The sequence below is a fragment of the Haemophilus sp. SZY H68 genome (assembly GCF_018829685.1).
Classification (GTDB): domain Bacteria; phylum Pseudomonadota; class Gammaproteobacteria; order Enterobacterales; family Pasteurellaceae; genus Haemophilus; species Haemophilus haemolyticus_K.
In genome coordinates this window covers 42,273-64,938 of sequence record NZ_JAHKKB010000002.1, presented here as the reverse complement: position 1 = coordinate 64,938, position 22,666 = coordinate 42,273, and the positions used below count along the sequence as shown (strand labels likewise).

At 38.2% G+C, this 22,666-nt stretch carries 21 protein-coding genes and 1 pseudogene; 15 read left to right on the top strand and 7 right to left on the bottom strand.

Annotation, left to right across the window (positions count from 1 at the left end):
* Positions 1–15: 15 nt before the first annotated feature.
* The 7 genes and pseudogenes from KP712_RS04205 (at position 16) to KP712_RS04175 (ending at position 8,229) form a co-directional block, all read left to right on the top strand.
* Positions 16–1,560 carry a type I restriction-modification system subunit M gene (locus KP712_RS04205; protein ID WP_111407504.1) on the top strand — a complete coding sequence of 515 codons (1,545 nt, stop codon included), beginning with the start codon at positions 16–18 and terminating at the stop codon, positions 1,558–1,560.
* A gap of 6 nt (positions 1,561–1,566) precedes the next feature.
* Entirely contained in the window at positions 1,567–2,736 is a 1,170-nt protein-coding gene (locus KP712_RS04200) for a restriction endonuclease subunit S (protein ID WP_215770603.1), read from the top strand.
* Positions 2,737–2,769: 33 nt separating this feature from the next.
* On the top strand, positions 2,770–3,768 hold the full coding sequence (locus KP712_RS04195; protein ID WP_111407503.1) for a virulence RhuM family protein: 999 nt from the start codon (positions 2,770–2,772) through the stop codon (positions 3,766–3,768).
* Between the two features lie 10 nt (positions 3,769–3,778).
* Positions 3,779–6,874, top strand: a complete 3,096-nt coding sequence (locus tag KP712_RS04190) for a type I restriction endonuclease subunit R (protein WP_111407502.1) — start codon at positions 3,779–3,781, stop codon at positions 6,872–6,874.
* A gap of 57 nt (positions 6,875–6,931) precedes the next feature.
* Positions 6,932–7,051, top strand: a pseudogene (locus tag KP712_RS04185) (IS1595 family transposase); the annotation flags it as partial.
* A 255-nt stretch (positions 7,052–7,306) separates the two neighbouring features.
* Positions 7,307–8,008 carry an MOSC domain-containing protein gene (locus KP712_RS04180; RefSeq protein WP_111407501.1) on the top strand — a complete coding sequence of 234 codons (702 nt, stop codon included), beginning with the start codon at positions 7,307–7,309 and terminating at the stop codon, positions 8,006–8,008.
* 77 nt (positions 8,009–8,085) lie between these two features.
* Positions 8,086–8,229 carry a hypothetical protein gene (locus KP712_RS04175; protein ID WP_111407500.1) on the top strand — a complete coding sequence of 48 codons (144 nt, stop codon included), beginning with the start codon at positions 8,086–8,088 and terminating at the stop codon, positions 8,227–8,229.
* 79 nt (positions 8,230–8,308) lie between these two features.
* Here KP712_RS04175 and KP712_RS04170 read toward each other — a convergent pair whose 3' ends face one another.
* The 5 genes from KP712_RS04170 to KP712_RS04150 all read right to left on the bottom strand — a co-directional run bounded on the left by KP712_RS04170 (position 8,309) and on the right by KP712_RS04150 (position 12,412).
* Positions 8,309–9,163: a cysteine ABC transporter substrate-binding protein gene (locus KP712_RS04170; RefSeq protein WP_111407499.1), complete on the bottom strand. Its 855-nt coding sequence runs from the start codon at positions 9,161–9,163 to the stop codon at positions 8,309–8,311.
* Positions 9,147–9,911: an amino acid ABC transporter ATP-binding protein gene (locus KP712_RS04165; RefSeq protein WP_111407498.1), complete on the bottom strand. Its 765-nt coding sequence runs from the start codon at positions 9,909–9,911 to the stop codon at positions 9,147–9,149. The genes KP712_RS04170 and KP712_RS04165 overlap by 17 nt, the downstream gene beginning before the upstream one ends.
* A 9-nt stretch (positions 9,912–9,920) precedes the next feature.
* The gene (locus KP712_RS04160; protein ID WP_111407497.1) at positions 9,921–10,589 is read right to left on the bottom strand and encodes an amino acid ABC transporter permease; all 669 of its coding nucleotides are present in this window, start codon (positions 10,587–10,589) and stop codon (positions 9,921–9,923) included.
* A complete protein-coding gene (locus tag KP712_RS04155) occupies positions 10,579–11,238 on the bottom strand; it encodes an amino acid ABC transporter permease (RefSeq protein WP_111407496.1) in 660 nt (219 codons plus the stop codon). Before KP712_RS04155 ends, KP712_RS04160 begins: the two co-directional genes overlap by 11 nt.
* A 142-nt stretch (positions 11,239–11,380) precedes the next feature.
* A complete protein-coding gene (locus tag KP712_RS04150) occupies positions 11,381–12,412 on the bottom strand; it encodes a branched-chain amino acid aminotransferase (protein ID WP_005626306.1) in 1,032 nt (343 codons plus the stop codon).
* 475 nt (positions 12,413–12,887) lie between these two features.
* Here KP712_RS04150 and KP712_RS04145 point away from each other — a divergent pair, with 475 nt between their 5' ends.
* The 7 genes from KP712_RS04145 to cysB all read left to right on the top strand — a co-directional run bounded on the left by KP712_RS04145 (position 12,888) and on the right by cysB (position 19,801).
* On the top strand, positions 12,888–13,781 hold the full coding sequence (locus tag KP712_RS04145) for a transcriptional regulator GcvA (protein WP_065265254.1): 894 nt from the start codon (positions 12,888–12,890) through the stop codon (positions 13,779–13,781).
* Positions 13,774–14,865: a 23S rRNA (cytidine(2498)-2'-O)-methyltransferase RlmM gene (gene rlmM, locus KP712_RS04140; protein ID WP_111407495.1), complete on the top strand. Its 1,092-nt coding sequence runs from the start codon at positions 13,774–13,776 to the stop codon at positions 14,863–14,865. The genes KP712_RS04145 and rlmM overlap by 8 nt, the downstream gene beginning before the upstream one ends.
* Before the next feature lie 35 nt (positions 14,866–14,900).
* Positions 14,901–16,070 carry an ADP-forming succinate--CoA ligase subunit beta gene (sucC, locus tag KP712_RS04135; protein WP_111407494.1) on the top strand — a complete coding sequence of 390 codons (1,170 nt, stop codon included), beginning with the start codon at positions 14,901–14,903 and terminating at the stop codon, positions 16,068–16,070.
* Complete coding sequence (gene sucD / locus KP712_RS04130) at positions 16,070–16,939, top strand: succinate--CoA ligase subunit alpha (protein WP_111407493.1); 870 nt, start codon at positions 16,070–16,072, stop codon at positions 16,937–16,939. The genes sucC and sucD overlap by 1 nt, the downstream gene beginning before the upstream one ends.
* A 134-nt stretch (positions 16,940–17,073) precedes the next feature.
* The gene (locus tag KP712_RS04125) at positions 17,074–17,697 is read left to right on the top strand and encodes an L-threonylcarbamoyladenylate synthase (RefSeq protein ID WP_065265250.1); all 624 of its coding nucleotides are present in this window, start codon (positions 17,074–17,076) and stop codon (positions 17,695–17,697) included.
* 47 nt (positions 17,698–17,744) lie between these two features.
* The gene (gene rluB, locus KP712_RS04120) at positions 17,745–18,818 is read left to right on the top strand and encodes a 23S rRNA pseudouridine(2605) synthase RluB (protein ID WP_111407492.1); all 1,074 of its coding nucleotides are present in this window, start codon (positions 17,745–17,747) and stop codon (positions 18,816–18,818) included.
* Between the two features lie 11 nt (positions 18,819–18,829).
* Entirely contained in the window at positions 18,830–19,801 is a 972-nt protein-coding gene (gene cysB / locus KP712_RS04115) for an HTH-type transcriptional regulator CysB (protein WP_111407491.1), read from the top strand.
* A 67-nt stretch (positions 19,802–19,868) separates the two neighbouring features.
* Here the strand turns inward: cysB and KP712_RS04110 are convergent, their stop codons facing one another.
* Positions 19,869–20,933 (bottom strand): MFS transporter, encoded by a 1,065-nt coding sequence (locus tag KP712_RS04110; protein WP_111407490.1) that lies wholly within the window; start codon positions 20,931–20,933, stop codon positions 19,869–19,871.
* A gap of 103 nt (positions 20,934–21,036) precedes the next feature.
* A complete protein-coding gene (prmB, locus tag KP712_RS04105; protein ID WP_111407489.1) occupies positions 21,037–21,981 on the bottom strand; it encodes a 50S ribosomal protein L3 N(5)-glutamine methyltransferase in 945 nt (314 codons plus the stop codon).
* 129 nt (positions 21,982–22,110) lie between these two features.
* Between prmB and smrB the strand changes: the two genes are divergently transcribed.
* Complete coding sequence (smrB, locus tag KP712_RS04100; protein ID WP_111407488.1) at positions 22,111–22,614, top strand: endonuclease SmrB; 504 nt, start codon at positions 22,111–22,113, stop codon at positions 22,612–22,614.
* The last annotated feature ends 52 nt before the right edge of the window (positions 22,615–22,666 follow it).

The window sequence follows — 22,666 nt, the reverse complement described above, 5'->3', positions numbered from 1 at the left end:
TATTTTGAGGATTTTATGACAATAGCAATGCAACAACGTGCCGAACTCCAACGCAAAATTTGGCAAATTGCTAATGATGTGCGTGGTTCTGTCGATGGATGGGATTTTAAACAATATGTGCTTGGCACACTTTTCTATCGTTTTATTAGTGAAAACTTTACCAATTATATTGAAGCGGGTGATGAAAGTGTGAATTACGCTAAATTGCCTGATGAAATCATCACACCTGAAATTAAAACGGATGCCATAAAAACCAAAGGTTACTTTATTTACCCAAGCCAGTTATTTAAAAATGTCGTGGCAACAGCCAATACTAATCCGAATTTAAATACGGATCTGAAAAGCATTTTTACAGATATCGAAAATTCTGCTACTGGCTACCCTTCCGAACAGGATATCAAAGGCTTATTTGCCGATTTTGATACCACCAGCAACCGCTTAGGCAATACCGTTGCCGATAAAAACAGCCGTCTAGCTGCCGTGTTAAAAGGCGTTGCTGAGTTAGATTTTGGTGACTTTGAAGATAATCATATTGATTTATTCGGTGATGCTTACGAATTTTTAATTTCCAATTATGCTGCTAATGCCGGTAAATCAGGTGGCGAGTTCTTTACACCACAATGCGTTTCCAAGCTGATTGCTCGACTGGCTTTGTATGGACAAGACAAGGTCAACAAAATTTATGACCCCGCTGCAGGTTCCGGTTCTTTATTATTGCAAGCGAAAAAACAATTTGACGAACACATCATTGAAGAAGGATTCTTCGGGCAGGAAATAAACCACACCACATACAACCTTGCCCGTATGAATATGTTTTTGCATAACATCAACTACGACAAGTTTGATATCGCCCTTGGCAACACCTTAATGGAACCACAATTTGGCGATGATAAACCTTTCGATGCTATCGTTTCTAACCCGCCTTACTCCGTGAAATGGATTGGTTCAGACGATCCCACACTGATTAACGATGAACGTTTCGCCCCTGCTGGCGTACTTGCACCGAAATCCAAAGCAGATTTCGCCTTTATTTTGCACGCTTTGAGCTATCTTTCAGCAAAAGGTCGTGCGGCGATTGTTTCCTTTCCTGGCATTTTTTATCGCGGCGGTGCGGAACAAAAAATTCGTCAATATTTGGTGGAAAACAATTTTGTAGAAACCGTGATTGCCCTTGCACCTAATTTATTTTACGGCACCAGTATTGCCGTGAATATTTTGGTTTTGTCCAAGCACAAACCCAATACCCAAACTCAATTTATCGATGCCAGCGATTTATTTAAATCCGCCACCAATAACAACCTTTTGGAAGAGGAACATATTGAGCAAATTCTAAAGCTGTTTGCCGATAAAGAAGATGTACCGCATTTGGCAAAATTAGTTCCCATTGAAGAAATCGCCAAAAATGAATACAACCTTGCAGTGAGTTCGTATGTGGAACAAAAAGACACTCGCGAAGTGATTAATATTGATGAACTCAATGCGGAAATTCGTAAAACTGTAGCTAATATTGACCGCTTGCGTGCTGAGATTGACAAAATTGTGGCGGAGATTGAGGGGTAAAACACCATGAAAAACAACCGCACTTTTTTAGAAAAATTATTGGATGGGGCTGAGGTTGAGTGGAAGCCTTTAGGTGAAGTTACTGCCTACGAACAACCAACAAAATATCTTGTTAGTTCAACAGTATATAGTGATGAGTTTTCAACACCTGTTTTGACGGCAGGTAAAACATTTATTCTTGGATATACTGATGAAGAAGAGGGAATATATTTTGCTTCAAAATCTCCTGTCATTATTTTTGATGATTTCACAACGGCTAACAAATGGGTAGATTTTGACTTTAAAGCAAAATCATCAGCAATGAAAATGATTACATCAAAAGATGAAAATATCACTTTACTGAAATATATTTACTACTGGTTAAATACACTACCAAATAGCCAACTTGATAGCGACCATAAACGCCAATGGATTTCTAATTATGCAAATAAATTAATCCCCATCCCCCCACTCTCCGTCCAAACCGAAATCGTCCGAATTTTGGACACATTGACAGTACTTACCAGCGAGCTTACCAGCGAGCTTACCAGCGAGCTTATACTACGCCAGAAGCAATATGAATACTATCGAGAAAAATTATTATCTTTTGATAGTTTAGAACAATTAAATTCGGGGGGGGGGAAGAAGAAACTTATTGATGTGGCTATTTATGCAAAATCACGCATCTCGACTGATAAATTGGATAAAGAAAATTATATAGGGGTTGAGAATTTACTTCAAAATAAACTGGGTAAAACAAGTTCCAATTATGTACCAACTGAAGGCTCATTTATTGAATATCTTCCTGATGATATTTTAATTGGAAACATTCGTCCCTATTTAAGAAAAATTTGGTTAGCAGATAAAACTGGTGGAACAAATGGTGATGTGTTAGTTATACGATTGACAGATGAAAATATTATTCCACGTTATCTTTATCATATATTGGCAAATGAACATTTCTTTGAATACAACGTTAAATATTCAAAAGGTGCCAAAATGCCTCGAGGGGATAAAACTGCAATTTTGCAATATGAGTTTGATGTTCCCCCACTCGAAGAACAACAACGCATCGTTTCAATCCTCGATAAATTTGAAACCTTAACCAATTCCATCACCGAAGGCTTGCCTTTAGCGATTGAACAAAGCCAAAAGCGGTATGAGTATTACAGGAAATTGTTATTAAATTTTTCATAGCTCAGTAGCAACTGTAATTTTATGGAATAACTAATGAACGACTTAATCATCTACAACACCGACGACGGTAAATCTCACGTTGCATTGCTTGTCGTAGAAAATGAAGCATGGCTAACTCAAAATCAGCTTGCGGAACTTTTTGACACCTCTGTACAAAATATCGCCTTACATATAAAAAATATATTAGAAGACAATGAATTAGACGAAAATTCAGTTATCAAGGATTACTTGATAACTGCCCAAGATGGCAAGCAATATCAAGTAAAACATTATTCCCTTGATATGATTCTCGCCATCGGCTTTCGTGTGCGTAGCCCACGTGGTGTACAGTTTCGTCGTTGGGCGAATACACAATTACGTACTTATTTAGATAAAGGTTTTCTATTAGATAAAGAGCGGTTGAAAAACCCGCAAGGTCGATTTGATCATTTTGATGAATTACTGGAACAAATTCGTGAAATTCGAGCCAGTGAATTGCGGTTTTACCAAAAAGTACGAGAGCTATTTAAATTATCCAGTGACTACGATAAAACAGATAAAGTCACTCAAATGTTTTTTGCAGAAACACAAAATAAGTTGATCTATGCCATTACACAACAAACCGCTGCAGAACTCATTTGTACTCGTGCAAATGCTGAATTGCCTAATATGGGCCTCACCTCTTGGAAAGGTACTGTTGTACGTAAAGGCGATATTATTACCGCTAAAAACTATTTAACTCATGATGAATTAGATTCTTTGAATCGTTTAGTGGTGATCTTTTTAGAAAGTGCTGAATTACGTGTTAGAAACCGTCAAGATCTGACATTAAATTTCTGGCGTAATAATGTCGATAATTTAATTGAATTTAACGGTTTCCCGTTGCTTATCGGCAATGGAACCCGAACCGTAAAACAAATGGAAACCTTTACCAAAGAACAATATGCCTTATTTGATCAGGTCAGAAAACAACAAAAACGCATACAGGCTGATAATGAAGATTTAGAAATTTTAGAAAACTGGCAAAAAGATCTGCAAAAGCAAAAGCATTAAGGAGCCACTCATGACCCAATACAAAACCATCGCTGAATCCAATAATTTTATCGTTTTAGATCAATATAATAAATTTGTGGAAGAGCCTAATGCGGGTTATCAAACGGAAGGAAGCCTTGAGCGTGAATTTATCCGCGATTTACAGGCTCAAGGCTATGAGTATTTGCAAGGACTCAATGGCCATGATGAGTTGATTAAAAATTTACGGGCACAATTACAACGCTTAAATAACGTGGTTTTCTCCGATGCGGAATGGCGACGTTTTTTAGAGGAATATTTGGATAAACCCAGTGATAGCCTGATTGAGAAAACCCGTAAAATTCATGACGACTATATTTATGATTTTGTGTTTGATAATGGACGTATTCAGAATATTTATTTGTTAGATAAGAAAAATCTTGCCAATAACGCCGTGCAAGTTATCAATCAATTTGAACAAACCGGCAACTATGACAATCGTTATGATGTGACAATTTTGGTCAATGGTTTACCGCTTGTACATATTGAATTAAAGAAACGTGGCGTGGCAATTCGTGAAGCCTTTAATCAAATTCATCGCTACAGCAAAGAAAGTTTCAATAAAGAAAATTCTCTCTTTAAATATATTCAGATTTTTATCATTTCTAATGGCACGGATACTCGCTATTTTGCCAACACCACCAAACGCGATAAGAACAGCTATGACTTTACAATGAATTGGGCAACGGCAAAAAATACTCTGATTAAAGATTTAAAGGATTTTACGGCGACATTCTTGCAAAAACATACTCTGCTCAATGTGTTGGTAAATTACTGCGTGTTTGATGTTTCAGACACCCTATTGATTATGCGCCCATATCAAATTGCTGCCACTGAGCGTATTTTATGGAAAATTAAAAGTTCTTATTTAGCAAAAAGCTGGAGCAATCGCGAGAGTGGCGGCTATATTTGGCACACCACCGGCTCAGGCAAAACGCTCACCAGCTTTAAAGCCGCACGTCTTGCAACAGAACTAGACTTTATTGAAAAAGTATTCTTCGTGGTCGATAGAAAGGATTTGGACTATCAAACCATGAAAGAATACCAACGTTTTTCACCGGATAGCGTGAATGGTTCGGAAAGTACGGCTGGGCTAAAACGCAATATCGAAAAAGATGACAATAAAATCATTGTTACCACCATTCAAAAGCTCAATAACCTGATGAAATCGGAAGATAAATTGCCGATTTACGATAAGCAGGTCGTCTTTATCTTTGATGAATGTCATCGTTCTCAATTTGGTGAAGCGCAAAAAAATCTGACGAGAAAATTCAAAAAATACTATCAATTCGGTTTTACCGGTACGCCGATTTTCCCAAGTAACGCATTAGGTGCGGAAACCACGGCGAGTGTTTTTGGTGTTGAACTTCATTCTTACATTATCACCGATGCGATTCGTGATGAAAAAGTGCTGAAATTTAAAGTGGATTACAATGATGTACGACCACAATTTAAAAGCATTGAAACCGAAAAAAATCTTGAAAAACTGACCGCACTTGAGAAAAAACAAGCTTTTTTACACCCAGAACGTATCAAGCAAATTGCCCAATATGTCTTAAATAATTTCAAACAAAAGACCCACCGTTTTAATGCGGGTAACAATGGCTTTAATGCGATGTTTGCGGTAAGTAGTGTCGATGCGGCTAAAATCTATTACGAAACGTTCAAACAGTTGCAAAGTGCGGTCAAAAGTCCACTTAAAATTGCAACAATCTTCTCTTTTGCGGCAAACGAAGAACAAGATGCGATTGGCGATATTGTCGATGAAAGTTTTGAAGTGGAGGCGATGAACTCCTCAGCCAAGGAATTTTTAAAATCTGCCATTGATGATTATAACGGCTATTTTGCCACCAATTATGATGTGGATGGTAAATCCTTCCAAAACTATTATCGTGATCTTGCTAAACGCGTTAAAAACAAAGAGATGGATTTACTGATTGTTGTTGGAATGTTTTTAACTGGTTTTGATGCCCCAACCTTAAACACGTTATTTGTGGACAAAAACTTGCGTTACCATGGTTTGATTCAAGCTTATTCACGCACAAACCGCATTTATAACAGCACCAAAAGTTTTGGCAATATCGTCACTTTCCGTGATTTGGAACAAGATACCATTGATGCGATTACCCTTTTCGGTAAATCCAATACGCGCAATGTCGTTTTGGAAAAAAGTTACCAAGAATATATGGAAGGCTTTACCGATGCTGGCGTGGCCCGTCGTGGGTATTTAGACGTTATTGCAGAGTTACAAGAACGCTTCCCGGAGCCAAATGTAATTCAAACTGAAAAAGACAAGAAAGACTTTGTGAAATTATTTGGTGAATATTTGCGGGTTGAAAACATTCTGCAAAACTATGATGAGTTTGCTGCTTTACACGCATTTCAATCGCTCGATACCAACGATGCAAAAGCCGTTGAAGCCTTTAAAGAAAAATATTATTTAACGGATGAGGCTTTTGCTGAAATGCAACCTATTGATATGCCAAGCGAACGTAGCATTCAGAATTACCGTTCAACTTACAACGATATTCAGGATTGGCTCCGTCGTCAAAAAGATGGCGAGGAAAAAGCAAAATCGACCATTGATTGGGACGATGTGGTGTTTGAAGTGGATTTATTAAAATCCCAAGAAATCAATTTAGATTACATTTTAGAATTAATATTTGAGCACAATAAAAAAACTAAAAACAAATCTGAGCTTATTGATGAAATTCGTGCCATTATCCGCTCCAGCCTTGGAAATCGAGCGAAAGAAAGTTTGATTGTGGATTTTATTAATCAAACTGATTTAGATAACATTGCCGATAAAGCTGGCATTATTGAGTCATTCTTCCAATTTGCCCAAAAAGAGCAACAACAAGAAGCCAATGAATTGATAAATACCGAAGGACTTAATATTGAAGATGCCAAACGTTATATTAACGTGTCATTACAACGTGGATATGCAAGTGAACAAGGTACAGATTTAAATGAGGCGCTCCCTAAAATGAGCCCACTTAATCCACAATACCTCACTAAAAAACAGAGTGTTTTTCAAAAAATATCCGCATTTGTTGAAAAATTTAAAGGTATTGGGGGAAAAGTTTAAATTTAAGGGGTTGTTCTAGATAACGACTAAAAACTCTATTTAGGCTAAGATAGCCAAATGAGAAAAAGTCGCCTAAGTCAGCATAAACAAAATAAACTTATTGATCTATTTGTGGTAGATATGACAGCTCGAACCGCAACTGTGTTAGCAAATATAAATAAAGCCACTTTAGCTTATGTAAAGGACAAAAGCGCATCAAAAATAGTTTCAACATTATCTTCACTTTCTGTGGTATCGGTATTTTAGTAAAAAAGATACGATGGTTGGTGCAGCATACGGATACCAATGGTAATCTAATAACAATAATAAATTTCTAAAGTAAGTGAAGCGCCCGGCAAATGTAGGGCGCTTTTTTATCTGTATATGTTAAAGAACTGATGGTTCATGATAAAATTCAGGAATAAGGCTTAAATAAAACTTGGAGTAATATAAATGAGCAAAATTTTAGCCGTGAAAGCCGCCAAAGCAAGCGTGCTCACATTATCTGGTGGTAAACAAATTACAACGGCTATTCGTAAACATGCGGTATCGCACATTCGGGTTGAACGTTTGGGCCCTATAGGGGATGAAGTCGCGAACATTAAACATCATGGTGGGGTTGATAAAGCTATTTTTTTCAATGGGCAAAAAAGTTTAGAAAAACTGACCGCACTTTTGGCTTTGTCGTATGATTATTTACAAGATTCACGTTTTGGTGAAAATTTTGTGGTGTCTGATCTGGATGAAAATAATGTTTGTATTGGTGATCAATTTCGTATTGGCGAAGCGTTAATTGAAGTTTGCCAACCTCGCAAGCCGTGTAATACATTATCTCAAAATACGAATGTACCAGAAACACGAAAAGTGGTGGTGGAAACGGGGTTGGTGGGATGGTATGCGCGTGTATTAGAGGCGGGTGAAATTCATCAAGATGATGAACTGGTCTTGGTTAAGCGTCCTTATCCAGCATTAACTGTGATGGCAGTGCATGAACTGCTTTCAAAACCAGCCAATACTTTAAATAAAACCTTTTTAGAACAAACCTTACAGTGCAATGTGTTAGCGGAGGGTTATAAAACCACTTTGCGTAAGCAAGCAGATAAACTGGCTCAAGATTCTTCACAAAGTGCCTTTTTTAATACACCTGAATTTTAATGAGGGGAGAAAGTCAGGCAAAGTTTAAATCTATGCTATAATTTTTCCATCATTCAATTTTCAATAAAGGATAAATCATGAAAAAATGGTTGTTAGTGGTCGCGGCTGCATTGGTTGTTTCGGCTTGTGCGAATAAAGATGTGTATTTTAATGGGGCGGAAGGTTCGCATTCTGGAATCAAATTTGATAAAAACACACATCATTGGGGAATGAACCCATAAAGTGCAGTAGGTTTTAGCCCTATTTTCATTTATAAAAAATAAGCGCTGGTTTCCCCGCGCTTATTTTTATTTGCATTTATTATTTATATTGAACCGCAATATCGCTTTCGCTGACGCTATCACCATAAACTGGCAATAATGTTTTTTCATAGGCTTGTTTTAATACGCTTTCTTTAGAAAGTTTCACAATTTCAGTATTTAACCAATTGAGTAAATCTGGCGCATCTTTGCGTACTGCAGGGGCAATAACATCTTGATCGCCAAAACTTTTTACGCCTACTGTGTAGCCTGGGTTTTGTTTAGCCCAAGCAAATAAGAAGGTGTTGTCATTAGAAAGTGCATCACCACGTCCGTCACGTAATGCTTCAAAGGTTTCGGTATTTTGTTCAAATTTAAGTAATTTGATGTTGGGATAATTTTTGGTAAAGAAAATATCCGCGGTAGTCCCTTTATCCACAATCAGGGTTTTATCTTTTAATTGTTCAAGGTTTGTAATGACTTCACCATTTTTAGACACCACGCCAAGTGCAACTTTCATATAAGGGTTAGCAAAATCGACCACTTCCTTACGTGCTGCGGTGACAGTAAAATTCGCTAGAATAATATCTACTTTCTTGGAAAGTAAATATTCAGCGCGGTTTGCCGCATCTACAAGCACAAATTCCACTTTATTTTCATCGCCTAATAGATCCTTCGTAATCGCTTTACCGATTTCTACATCAAACCCTTGGCTTTTTCCTTGGGCATCCACATAGCCAAATGGCGGTTTATCACTGAATACGCCAATGCGTACTTTGCCTGCTTGTTTGATTTGTTCAATTGCAGAAGCTTGTTTCGTTTCTTTGACCTGTTCTTTATCGTTACAGGCCGATAATCCAAAAGCAAGTGCTGCCGTGGCAAAAAGTGCGGTTAATTTTTTAAATGTTTTCTTCATAGTTTGTCCCTCTTGGTTCATAGTTTAAGATGTTTAAGAATGTTTTCGCCCGATCCGTGGTTGGATTCGTGAAGAAATCTTCAGGCTTGGCTTGTTCGATAATTTGACCTTTATCCATAAATACAATGCGATGTGCGACTTGACGTGCAAAATTCATTTCATGTGTCACAATCAACATTGTCATGCCATCTTTGGCTAGACCTAAAATAACATCGAGTACTTCGCGTACCATTTCTGGATCCAATGCAGCGGTCACTTCATCAAATAGAATAATTTCAGGATTCATACATAGGGTACGCACAATGGCTATGCGTTGCTTTTGACCACCTGAAAGCTCGCGTGGATAGGCATTTTTACGCTCATATAATCCCACTCGTTTGAGTAATTCATCTGCTTGTTTTTCTGCTTCAGCACGATCGCGTTTTTGTACTTTTAATGGTCCAAGTAGAATGTTGTCGATCACTGATAAATGAGCAAATAATTCATAACTTTGAAACACCATACCAATACGTTGGCGCGCTCTTACCCAACTGATGTCTTTGCCAAGTATGCCTGCATTTTGCAGTAATAATTGACCGCTCTTTATTGGTTCTAAGCCATTTAGTGTGCGTAAAAAAGTGCTTTTCCCACAGCCAGATGGCCCTAAAATTACGACAACTTCCCCTTTTTCAACAGAAAGACTTATTCCTTTTAACGCTTCTACATCGCCATAATTTTTAACAAGATTTTTGATTTCTAATAATGCCATTTTGGTTCCTTAATTTTCCCAACGCGCTTCTAAATAACGAGAAAATAATGAAAGTGGATAACAAATTACAAAATATAAACAGAAAATTACACCGTATATCCAAAGGGCAGCGGACTGATTAGTGAAAAGAGAATGTTCAATAATTTGTTGACCAACTTTGATAACTTCAACCACACCAATTAACATGGCAAGTGAACTGGTTTTTATCATACGTGTGAATAAGTTAATCATACTTGGTGTCACTCGTTTTAGGCTTTGAGGAAGTAAAATATAAATGAAAGTTTGCAAGGGCGTTAAGCCTAGGGCGTAAGCCGATTCAATTTGGTGCTTTTCAATGGAGGTGAGCGCACCACGCACGAGATCCCCCATTTCTGCAGTTCCCCAAAAAATAAAGACAAGAATACAGACGGTGACACTATCTAAATGGATATCAAACCATTTTGCTAATCCAAAATAGGCAAGAAACAACAACACTAATAATGGGATAAGGCGTACAAATTCAAGATAAAAGCCTGTAATTGCTTTGATAATATTATTTTTACTTGTCATCAGTACGCCTAAAATAATCCCTAAGAAGCAAGCAAAAAATACTGAAATAAATGCAATTTCAGCGGTAATCCAAAGCCCATGGAGTAAGCAGTTTAATTGGTTACCTTGGAATAATAATTCAAGCCCCATATTTTGCTCTCCGAGTACGTTTTTCTAAATAGCGAATCAAAATTGACATCGGTAATAAAATAATTAGATAAAATACAATCAATAAAAATAAGGACTCATTTGTTTTGTAATCCATACCAATGATTTCTTTTGCAATAAACATTAATTCTGCGACAGCAACTGCGCTAATAACGGAGGTTTCTTTCATTAAAAATAAACAGTTTGCTCCAATAGCTGGTATAGAAATAGCAAAGGCTTGAGGTAAAATCACATAGCGGAAAGCCTGAAAAGGTGTTAAACCGATGCTGAGTGCAGATTCTATTTGCCCTTTTGAGACTGCTTCTAATCCCCCGCGAATGGCCTCAGCCATATAGCTCCCACCTAAAAAAGCTAATCCAATCACACCACAAGTGAATCCATCTAATTTAATGCCAACTTTAGATAAGCCGAAATAAAGGAAAAACACTTGAATTAAAAGTGGGGTATTACGAGAAAGTTCAATGTAGCTTTTAACTAGCCAGCTTAATGATTTCACTTGGTAAGTACTTATCACTGCACAAATAGTGCCGATAATCAGCGAAAGTAAGATTCCCCAAAAGGAGAGAGCAAGTGTCATTAATGTTGCATCTACAAATCGCGGAAAAACGTTAATGATATAATCCCAGTTCATTTTCTTTTTATGAAAGCATTGTTTGTAAAAAGATAATAAAAGAGATTTTTTATGTTGAGAAAGAATTGAAATGAATGATTTATAGCGAAATGGAATAAGATGAGATAAAGAAAATGCGGTGAAAAGTCACCGCACTTATTTATTATTCTACTTTCACAATCCAGCCTTCAGGGGCTTCGACATCACCGAATTGAATGCCTGTGAGTTCTTCATAAAGGCGACGTGTTACTGGGCCAACTTCAGTTTCAGAATAGAACACATGGAATTTACCTTTATGTTGGATTCCGCCAACAGGTGAAATGACCGCTGCAGTACCACAAGCACCCGCTTCAGCAAATTGATCTAGCTGATCGATATAAACATCGCCTTCAATTGCTTCCATACCTAAACGCTCTTTTGCGATATGTAAAAGAGAGTATTTGGTGATACTTGGTAAAATAGATTCTGATTTTGGCGTGATGAATTTATTATCTTTTGTGATTCCAAAGAAGTTTGCCGCACCGACTTCTTCAATTTTAGTGTGAGTTTTTGGATCTAAATAAATGGCATCAGCGAATTTACGTTCTGGCGTACCTTGTTCTGCTGCTAATACGTGTGGAAGAAGGCTTGCAGCGTAGTTACCCCCCACTTTTACGCCACCGGTTCCCATTGGTGCAGCGCGATCGTATTCGGTGGTAATAAAGTTAGATGGAGTTAAACCACCTTTGAAATAGGCACCAACTGGGCAGCAGAATACAGAGAAAATAAATTCTGGCGCAGCTTTTACACCAATATTTTCCCCCACACCAATTAAAAATGGACGTAAATATAGGGTTGCGCCAGAGCCGTAAGGTCCAACCCATTCTTCGTTTGCTTTCACTACTTCTTTACATGCACGGATAAATAATTCAGTGGGCACCTGTGGCATGAGTAAACGATCTGATGTATGTTGCATGCGTTTTGCATTTTCTTGTGGACGGAATAAGTTGATTGAGCCGTCTTTGCAACGATAAGCTTTTAAGCCTTCAAAGCATTGTTGACCATAGTGCAGTGCGGTAGAACCTTCGTGAATATGTAAGGTATTGTCTGTGGTGAGTTTGCCTTCGTCCCATTTGCCATCTTTCCAGTGGGCGATGAAACGGTAATCTGTTTTGATATAACTAAAACCAAGGTTATTCCAGTCTAAGTCTTTCATTTTGCTTCCTTAATTTATTTTTATGAATGAAATAGGGGTTAATCTACATCATTATTATGGGAATTTGAATCTTAAATTTTCAAAATTGGTTAATTTTTAGAAAATTAACTAATAATTGTGAAATTTGTGAAGTCGATCAGAAAATCAAGATGTAACTGTGATAGAATCAGGAAGAAAAAAACGCCACTCAAGAAGAGTAGCGTTTAACCAATAAGGTTTAAATATACAGGAAGTAAATGAGTAACTTGATTTTGTTACTCAAGTTCGGTTACCCGAACTATATGCAAACACAACATCATACTTAAGTCCGAAACTCATTAACTAGTAAGGAATTACCAATCATTAAGTATGGCTGTATTGTAAGGAAAAAGGGTAGAAAAGGACAAATGACGTTTTTTTATCTGAAGTATTAGAAAAACTAATCCGAATTAAATCTTGTCTATTATAGACAAAAATTTTATGAATGGAAATACTTATGTATAAACGTTTGCCACCGTTGAATTCGCTAAAAGCTTTTGAGTCAGCTGCTCGCTATTTAAGTTTTACTAAAGCGGCAGATGAGCTTTGTGTGACACAAGCGGCAGTTAGTCATCAAATTAAATTATTAGAAGAGTTCTTAGGAATTGAATTATTTAAGCGAAAGAATCGTTCTTTAGAATTAACAGAGCTTGGAAAAGCTTATTTTGTTGATATTAATAAAATTCTGCGCCGCTTAAATGAAGCAACAGAGCGATTGTTAACGTTAAAAACGGATCCGCATTTAAATATTAGCGTGCCACAAACTTTTGGTATCCAATGGCTCGTGCCACATTTAAGTGAATTTAATCAGCTTTATCCGCAAATTGAGGTGCGTTTAACCGGCGTGGATCAAGATGAAGGCTTGTTAAATAAAGAAATTGATCTTGCTATTTATTATGGTTTGGGTAATTGGCAGAATCTCCAAGTGGATCGTCTTGGCGGAGAAAATTTATTGATTTTAGCGTCGCCTGAATTGTTAGCAGAAAATCCAATTATTCAGCCTGAAGATTTAAAAAAACACACATTAATTCATATTCATACGCGTGATAATTGGCAAGCGATGGCAAATCATTTACAGTTAGATGATTTAAATATTCAGCAAGGGCCGTTATTTAGTCATACATTTATGGCGTTACAGGCGGCTATTCATGGGCAAGGCATTGTATTAGCTAATCGCTTATTAGCCTTGCAAGAAATTGAAAATGGCTCCTTAAAAGTGGTATTGCCAACCAATTTACCTGATCCAAAATCATTTTATGTGGTCAATCATCTTGATCGTCTAGATGATCAAAAAATTCAAGCATTCCGTCAGTGGATTATTAACTCAATTAAACAAGAAGAAAATGAATAAACTCGCATTATATTGTCGTCCAGGTTTTGAGAAAGAAGTCGCCGCAGAGATCACCGATCAAGCAAGTAATTTAGGTATATTTGGTTTTGCACGAGTACAAGATAATTCGGGCTATGTCATTTTTGAATGTTATCAACCTGATGAGGCTGATCGCCTTGCCCGAGACATTCCTTTTAATCGTTTGATTTTTGCTCGTCAGATGGTTGTGGTTTCTGATTTATTGGAATATTTAGAGCCCGCTGATCGTATTAGTCCCATCGTGGCGGCGTTTGAAGAATTATCACAACAAGTTAATTTTGCTCAATCTAGTGAGCTTTTTGTAGAAACTGCAGACACAAATGAAGCGAAAGAGCTTTCCACTTTTTGTCGTAAATTTACCGTGCCTTTACGTCAGGCATTGAAAAAACAGGGCTGGCTTTCTGCAAAAGCAACTCAAAAGAGCGGTCAATTTTTACATTGCTTTTTTGTAAAACCGAATTGCTGTTATGTGGGATATTCTTATGTAGGTAATCATTCCCCGCATTTTATGGGGATCCCTCGTTTAAAATTTCCAGCAGATGCGCCGAGTCGCTCTACGTTAAAATTAGAAGAAGCTATTTTGACTTTTATTCCACATAAAGAAGAGAATAAACGTTTAAATGAAAATATGATTGGCGTTGATTTAGGGGCTTGCCCTGGCGGTTGGACGTATCAATTAGTCAAACGCGGTTTATTTGTTTATGCAGTTGATCACGGAAAAATGGCAGCGAGTTTGCATGATACGGGACGCATTGAACATTGTGCGGAAGATGGGTTTAGATTTCAGCCTCCTAAAAGGAAAAAAGTGGATTGGTTAGTCTGCGATATGGTGGAACAACCAAGCCGTATTTCGTTATTGATTGGTAAATGGTTGTTGAATGGTTGGTGCCGAGAAACGATCTTCAATTTAAAATTACCCATGAAAAAACGTTATCAGGAAGTTGTATTATGTTTAGAAAACTTGGCTGTTATGTTGGCTGAGCAGAATTTGAATTTTGATATTCAAGCTAAACATTTATATCACGATCGTGAAGAAATCACGGTACATATAGCATTAAAATCTTGAGTGAATTGTTTTCATAACCAAAAAGGACGTCGCGAATGAATTTACACGAATACCAAGCAAAACAACTATTTGAGCATTATGGATTACCCGTAAAAAATGGGGCGGTCTGTCAATCTGTTGATGAAGTAGATTTGGTACTGGCTCAACTTTCAGGCGATAAGTGGGCAGCGAAATGCCAAGTTCATGCGGGTGGGCGTGGTAAAGCGGGTGGCGTTAAATTAGTGCACGATGTAGAGGAAGCTAGATCTTTTGCAGAAAAATGGCTAGGACAACGTTTAGTCACTTTTCAAACGGATAAATCAGGTCAGCCAGTAAACCAGATTTATTTTGAAGAAACTTGCGATATTGATAAAGAATTTTACTTAAGTGCGGTTGTTGATCGCGCTTCTCAAAAAGTGGTGTTTATTGCTTCCTCTGCGGGTGGAATGAATATTGAAGAAGTCGCGCAAAATTCACCGCACTTACTCCACAAAGCAACCGTTGATCCTTTATTTGGAGGATTGCCTTATCAAGGTCGTGAATTGGCGTTTAAATTAGGGTTAAGTGGTACGCAAAACAAACAGTTTACCGATATCTTTATGGGCTTATCTCGTTTGTTTTTAGAAAAAGATTTATCTTTAGTGGAAGTCAATCCGCTTGTTCTGACTAAACAAGGCAATTTGGTTTGTCTCGACGCTAAAATATCTGTTGATGATAACGCTTTATTTCGTCATAAAGATCTCTTAGCACTGCAAGATTTAACTCAAAATGATGCCCGTGAAGCAGAAGCTGAAAAATTCCAGTTAAACTATGTGGCTTTAGAGGGCGATATTGGTTGTATGGTAAACGGGGCTGGGCTTGCAATGGGCACCATGGATATTGTGAAACTCTATGGCGGGAAGCCTGCGAATTTTCTTGATGTCGGTGGTGGTGCAACGAAAGAACGGGTTGCTGAAGCATTCAAAATTATTTTAACCGATCCTTCGGTGAAGGTAATTTTAGTGAATATTTTTGGTGGCATTGTTCGTTGTGATTTGATTGCTGAAGGCGTGATTGCTGCAGTAAATGAAGTGGGCGTGAGAGTGCCTGTGGTTGTGCGATTAGAAGGAACGAATGCTGAAATCGGTCGCCAAATTTTAGCGGAAAGCGACGTTAATATTCTTACCGCACACAGTTTACAACAAGCCGCAGAATTAGCCGTGAATGCAGCAAAAGGAGAACACTAATGGCGATTTTAATTGATAAAAATACCAAAGTGATTTGCCAAGGTTTTACTGGTGGACAAGGGACTTTTCATTCTGAACAAGCATTAGCCTACGGAACGCAATTAGTCGGTGGCGTATCACCAAATAAAGGTGGGACTACCCATCTTGGTTTGCCTGTATTTAATACAGTTCGTGAAGCTGTCGAAAATACGGGCGCAACAGCGACGGTCATTTATGTGCCAGCACCATTTTGTAAAGATGCCATAATTGAAGCTATTGATGCAGGGATTAAGTTAATTGTATGCATTACTGAGGGCATCCCTACATTGGATATGCTTAAGGTTAAACAAAAATTAAATGAAACAGGCGTTGTGATGATTGGGCCAAATTGCCCGGGTGTGATTACGCCTGATGAGTGTAAAATCGGCATCATGCCAGGACACATACATAAAAAAGGCAAAGTGGGGATTGTTTCTCGTTCTGGTACTTTAACGTATGAAGCGGTAAAACAAACTACAGATGAAGGCTTTGGACAATCGACTTGTGTGGGTATCGGTGGCGATCCCATTCCAGGATCTAGTTTTATTGATATTCTCGAAAGATTTCAACAAGATTCCGAAACAGAAGCCATTGTGATGATTGGCGAGATAGGCGGTTCCGCGGAGGAAGACGCGGCAACTTTCATTAAAGATAACGTCACTAAACCCGTGGTAGCCTATATTGCGGGAATCACTGCACCAAAAGGCAAACGGATGGGGCATGCGGGTGCCATTATTAGTGGTGGGAAAGGTACTGCCGCAGAAAAAATTGCAGCACTTGAGGCCGCAGGTGTGACCTGTGTAAAAAGTCTCGCTGAAATTGGTGCAGCCTTGAAAAAGGTATTAAAATAATTTCAAAAAATTAACCGCACTTTAGTTTGACAAGGCGTAGATTGACTCTCTACGCCTTTATTTTTATATGCTCGCCATTATAAAGTGAGCGCAAAACTGCTATAATCAGCGCACACTTTTTAAGGAAGAAACACATGAGCCAATTTTTCTATATCCACCCTGAAAATCCACAAGCGCGCTTGATTAATCAAGCCGTAGAGATTTTACAAAAAGGTGGAGTAATTGTGTATCCGACGGATTCGGGATATGCCTTAGGCTGTATGATGGGCGATAAACATGCAATGGATCGCATTGTAGCAATTCGTAAATTGCCAGAAGGACATAATTTTACGTTGGTGTGTAGTGATTTATCGGAGCTTTCAACTTACGCAACGGTAAGTAATACTGCTTATCGTTTGATTAAAAATAATACGCCTGGGCGTTATACTTTTATTCTTACTGCAACGAAAGAATTACCGCGTCGTTTAATGACATCAAAACGTAAAACCATTGGTTTACGTGTACCAGATAATAAAATCGCTTTAGATTTACTTTCAGCCTTAGGTGAGCCTATTTTATCTTGTTCGTTAATGTTGCCAGATGAAGAACATACTACGCAATCTGATCCTGAGGAAATTCGAGATCGTTTAGAGCACCAAGTCGATTTAATTATTCATGGTGGATATTTAGGGCAAGAGCCTACAACAGTGGTGGATTTAACGGAAGAATCGCCAGTGATTTTGCGCGAAGGAAGTGGAAGCACTGATCCTTTTATTTAACTTATAGACGCTTGTGAAAGCGACCTTTCCATTATTGAAGGAAAACAATGAAACCTAGTCAAAAACAAACTCAAAGACAACCGCACTTTTCCAAAGATTCAGCAAAGAAAAGTGATTTTTCAGCTAAAAATGATAGACGTTCAGTGTCTCGTAATGCTCGCGTAGAAACGACAAATACGAAAAAAAGTGCGGTTAATTCTGACAATAAATTTTTAGCTAAGCCAAAAGCGAAACCTGTTGTAAAAGCCTCAAATCAGCCTAAAGTAGAGGGCGAAAAATTACAGAAAGTTTTAGCTCGTGCTGGACAAGGCTCTCGTCGTGAAATTGAAACGATGATTGCCGCAGGCCGAGTGAGCGTAGAGGGTAAAATTGCGACTTTAGGTGATCGTATTGACGTACATTCTGGCGTGAAAGTGCGTATTGATGGCCAAATCATTAATCTTAGCCACGCACAAAAAGAAATTTGCCGTGTGTTAATGTATTACAAACCTGAAGGTGAACTTTGTACTCGTAGTGACCCAGAAGGGCGTGCGACCGTGTTTGACCGTTTGCCACGTTTAACGGGCTCTCGTTGGATTGCGGTGGGGCGTTTAGATATTAATACATCGGGTTTGTTGCTTTTCACTACTGATGGTGAATTAGCAAATCGATTAATGCACCCAAGCCGTGAAGTTGAACGTGAATATTCGGTACGTGTATTTGGTCAAGTGGATGATGCAATGTTAGCGCGTTTACGTAAGGGCGTTCAGCTTGAAGATGGCCCTGCCAACTTTAAAGAAATTAAATTTACAGGTGGTGTTGGTATCAACCAATGGTATGACGTAACCTTGATGGAAGGACGTAACCGTGAGGTTCGCCGTTTGTGGGAATCCCAAGGAATTCAAGTCAGCCGTCTGATTCGTATTCGTTACGGTAATATCAAACTGATGAAAGGTTTGCCTCGTGGTGGCTGGGAAGAAATGGATCTTGAAAACGTCAATTACTTGCGTGAACTTGTGGGATTACCGGCTGAAACCGAAACGAAATTAGATGTTACACAACCACGTCGTCGTCCAAAATCTGGACAAATTCGTAAAGCGGTAAAACGTTATTCTGAACTGAGCAAACGTTATAAAAAATAAGGACTTTTTTTATGAAAATGCAGCAACTGCGCTATATTGTTGAGATTGTAAATCAACATTTGAGTGTCACAGAAGCCGCGAATGCGCTTTATACCTCTCAGCCCGGTATAAGTAAGCAAGTGCGTCTGTTAGAGGATGAACTTGGACTTGAGATTTTTGAGCGAAATGGCAAACATATTAAGGCAGTGACACCCGCTGGCAAGAAAATTGTTGCCATTGCGCGTGAATTATTAGTGAAAGCCCAGGGTATTCGTGCGGTAGCTGATGAATATACGCAACCTAATCATGGGGTACTACGTATTGCGACAACGAATACGCAGGCTCGTTATATGCTACCTGCAGTTGTTGAACGTTTTTCTAAACAATATCCAGATGTGAGTTTACATATTCATCAAGGTTCGCCAACACAAATTCACGATGCGTTAATGTCCGGTGAGGTGGATCTGGCGATTACAACTGAAGCGCCACATTTGTATGATGATTTAATTCAATTACCTTGTTATTGGTGGAACCGTTCCGTTATTGTAAAACCAGATCACCCTTTAGTTAATTCAGAAAAACTAACGATTGAAGCACTAGGAAAATATCCTCTTGTTACTTACACCTTTGGTTTTACAGGCGTATCCGATCTAGATTATGCTTTTAATAGCGCAGGAATATTGCCTAATATTGTATTCACAGCTACTGATGCGGATGTCATTAAGACCTATGTGCGCTTAGGATTAGGTGTGGGTATTATGGCATCAATGGCGCATACTGAGCTTGATAAAGATCTTGTTGCAATTGATGCGAGTCATTTATTCCGTGCCAGTATGACAAATATTGCTTTTAAACATAGTACGTTTTTACGTAATTATATGTATGATTTTATGGAATATTTTTCTCCGCACTTAACACGCCCTGTTGTTGAAAAGGCGGAGAGTTTGCGTGATAACAATGCCGTGAAGCGATTATTTGAAGGTATTGAATTAGAAGTGAAATAATTTTATTTATATAGTTATATGGTGTGAAGTGCGGTTGAAATTTAATAAGAATTTCAACCGCACTTTTTTATACTAAAAATAGAACTGGAACAAGGTTCATCACACCAACTGTCGCGATGGAAAGCAATAATCTTGATGCGCCAAAAATAAAACCACGATTAGTGCCATTATCAAATTTTACTAATAAGTTTGCCATCGCTGTGAGGGCATATACTTCAATGACGGTAAAAATGACAAGATAGGCATAGGCGGAAAGTACGGAAAGATAACGTAAGGTGATAAACCAAGGCACGATAATTCCAATAGCCAACAGAGGGGCAACCCATGCGGCTTGTTTGATCGTTAAATTAATTTTTCGGGAAAAATAGCTTTGTAATAGCACGGTGAGTAAGCCGTTACCAAATAATGCTATCGGCGAATGTTCAGGCATGCCAAGTTTATTGTTAAATAAAAATGGGAAAATGACAAAGAAAGAGCTCGCAATGGCAAGAGGTAAAAAGAGCATTAAATGCACCATAAGAAATTCTTTTGTAATAATTTCTTTAATTTGAGTAAAACGAAATTTCACCAACGTTTGTAAGGTTTGAATTTGATAGAAAGGCTTCACCATTAAGGCGAATAATACGGCTTCCATTGAAAAACAAACCCAGATGAGCAAGTCGATATGTTCGTATTTAATAAATGGGATCACTAAAAGCGGCGCAAACATGGATGACATGGAGGTCACTTTTAGATATTTCCCTTGCAAGCGCGTTTTTTCTTTGTATTCATCTCCAGCCAACACAAGTAAGCAGGCTTTGGCATTGGTTCCAAATAAGCAACTACCTAAACCAAAACAAGTGGTCGCAATAAGGAGCAATAAATAATTATCTGCTGCGAGAAAGAAAATATAAGCTATCACATCTAAAAAACAGCCGAGCAACATCATTTTGGCTAAACCATAACGATCTCCCCAAATACCGGCAAGAATGGAAAGGGCTTGGTTTGAGAAAAAGAGCAGTGATAAGGAAAAGGCGATTTCGCTGTTGCTCAATCCTTTACTTTGTAGATAAATCAGAAATACCGTTTGCACAGAAAAAAAGGCAAGGGTGGAAAAGAAACGCCGAGTGAGTAAAAGTTTTTGTAAATTCATAGAGTCAAATGATAAAAAAGAAAAGCACGCGTTGAATAACGCGCGCCATGAGTTTTATAAGTGCGGTTAAAATTGATATTAAAATTTTACCGCACTTGAAAGATTAAAACAGATTGTGATATTTCACTAAATCCTTACGCTGAATAGCAAATACGCCTAGTCCTCCATTTTTAAGCTCTACCCATTCAAAGGGCACATCTGGATATTGCTCAATTAAGCTCACCATGCTATTGCCCACTTCACATACCAACAGGCCATTTTCGGTTAAGTAATCTGGCGCTTGTTTCAAAATTTGTTTGGTAATGTTTAAGCCATCATGGCCAGAACCCAAGGCTAACTCTGGTTCAAAATGGAATTCTTCTGGCATATCGGCGAGATCTTCTTCGTCCACATAAGGTGGATTGGTCACGATAAGATCGTATTTTTGTCCTAAAATATTTTCAAATAAGTTTGATTGAATCGGGAATACGCGATGCTCTAATTGATGGCGTGAAATATTGATCTCCGCGACATTAAGTGCATCAACTGATAAATCTACTGCATCCACTTCCGCATTCGGGAAAGCATAAGCACAAGCAATGGCAATACAACCGCTACCTGTGCATAGATCGAGAATATGATTCGGCTCTTGTAGAATTAAATCTTCAAAGCGATCTTGAATTAAAGCACTAATTGGAGAACGTGGAATAATAGTTCGTTCATCGACATAAAATTCGTGACCGCAGAACCAAGCGCTATTCGTTAAATATGCCACCGGTACGCGTTGTTCGATTCGGGTTAATACAAGTTGAACTAAGGTTTCTTTTTCAGATGGGGTTAATCGACTGTTAAATAATTCGGTAGGTAAATCAATGGGTAAATGTAAGCCACTTAAAACGAGTTGCAGGCTTTCATCCCAAGGATTATCGTGCCCTTGCCCGAAGTAAATATCGGATAGATTGAGAATGCTATACGTCCAACGCAGAAAATCTTGGATGGTTTGCAGTTCGTTTGCAACATTATCTTCCAAGATAGTTGCAACTAATTCTTGGTTATGTGAGGTTTCCATCGCATTTCTCCATAAAAGTGAGTAGAAAAGTTAGCATAAAATTCGGTATGAAAATTTGGCGTAGTTATACCACAGATGAGAATGTAGAACTATGCTATGATACGCAAAATTTGAAATTAATGAGAAAAAATGCAAGACGAATTTGATTTATTCCGTGCGGAAACCAAAGGCATTAAGCCGATTAAACAAGATACTTTTGTTGCCCCACGCCAAAAACGTGATCAGAAAAAAATAGAATTGAAAGAATTACGAGCGAAAGAAGACACATTGTTCTATTTTTCTGATGAATATGAACCGTTACTGAATGAGAATGATGGTGTTGTGAAATATTTACGTGATGGGGAAGATTCCCATTTGTTAAAACAACTTCGTCGTGGCGATTTTTCGCCAGAACTGTTTTTAGATTTACACGGTTTAACCCGTGAACAAGCTAAGCAAGAATTAGCCGCACTTTTACTGGCTTGTGAAAATGAGCATGTTGATTGTGCCAGTATCATGACGGGCTATGGCACCTTTACATTGAAAAAACAAATTCCACGTTGGCTAGTTCAACATCCCAAAGTGCGGGCATTACATCAAGCGCCAAGAGAATGGGGCGGTGAGGCGGCAATTTTGATTTTAGTGGATGTGTAAAATATTAAGAAAATTGACCGCACTTTTATCATATCCCCTAGTTTTTGCAAAT

Coding starts and splice junctions, on each gene's coding strand:
- KP712_RS04205 (WP_111407504.1), top strand. CDS start 16: ATGACAATAGCAATGCAACAACGTGCCGAACTCCAACGCAAAATTTGG.
- KP712_RS04200 (WP_215770603.1), top strand. CDS start 1,567: ATGAAAAACAACCGCACTTTTTTAGAAAAATTATTGGATGGGGCTGAG.
- KP712_RS04195 (WP_111407503.1), top strand. CDS start 2,770: ATGAACGACTTAATCATCTACAACACCGACGACGGTAAATCTCACGTT.
- KP712_RS04190 (WP_111407502.1), top strand. CDS start 3,779: ATGACCCAATACAAAACCATCGCTGAATCCAATAATTTTATCGTTTTA.
- KP712_RS04180 (WP_111407501.1), top strand. CDS start 7,307: ATGAGCAAAATTTTAGCCGTGAAAGCCGCCAAAGCAAGCGTGCTCACA.
- KP712_RS04175 (WP_111407500.1), top strand. CDS start 8,086: ATGAAAAAATGGTTGTTAGTGGTCGCGGCTGCATTGGTTGTTTCGGCT.
- KP712_RS04170 (WP_111407499.1), bottom strand. CDS start 9,163: ATGAAGAAAACATTTAAAAAATTAACCGCACTTTTTGCCACGGCAGCA.
- KP712_RS04165 (WP_111407498.1), bottom strand. CDS start 9,911: ATGGCATTATTAGAAATCAAAAATCTTGTTAAAAATTATGGCGATGTA.
- KP712_RS04160 (WP_111407497.1), bottom strand. CDS start 10,589: ATGGGGCTTGAATTATTATTCCAAGGTAACCAATTAAACTGCTTACTC.
- KP712_RS04155 (WP_111407496.1), bottom strand. CDS start 11,238: ATGAACTGGGATTATATCATTAACGTTTTTCCGCGATTTGTAGATGCA.
- KP712_RS04150 (WP_005626306.1), bottom strand. CDS start 12,412: ATGAAAGACTTAGACTGGAATAACCTTGGTTTTAGTTATATCAAAACA.
- KP712_RS04145 (WP_065265254.1), top strand. CDS start 12,888: ATGTATAAACGTTTGCCACCGTTGAATTCGCTAAAAGCTTTTGAGTCA.
- rlmM (WP_111407495.1), top strand. CDS start 13,774: ATGAATAAACTCGCATTATATTGTCGTCCAGGTTTTGAGAAAGAAGTC.
- sucC (WP_111407494.1), top strand. CDS start 14,901: ATGAATTTACACGAATACCAAGCAAAACAACTATTTGAGCATTATGGA.
- sucD (WP_111407493.1), top strand. CDS start 16,070: ATGGCGATTTTAATTGATAAAAATACCAAAGTGATTTGCCAAGGTTTT.
- KP712_RS04125 (WP_065265250.1), top strand. CDS start 17,074: ATGAGCCAATTTTTCTATATCCACCCTGAAAATCCACAAGCGCGCTTG.
- rluB (WP_111407492.1), top strand. CDS start 17,745: ATGAAACCTAGTCAAAAACAAACTCAAAGACAACCGCACTTTTCCAAA.
- cysB (WP_111407491.1), top strand. CDS start 18,830: ATGAAAATGCAGCAACTGCGCTATATTGTTGAGATTGTAAATCAACAT.
- KP712_RS04110 (WP_111407490.1), bottom strand. CDS start 20,933: ATGAATTTACAAAAACTTTTACTCACTCGGCGTTTCTTTTCCACCCTT.
- prmB (WP_111407489.1), bottom strand. CDS start 21,981: ATGGAAACCTCACATAACCAAGAATTAGTTGCAACTATCTTGGAAGAT.
- smrB (WP_111407488.1), top strand. CDS start 22,111: ATGCAAGACGAATTTGATTTATTCCGTGCGGAAACCAAAGGCATTAAG.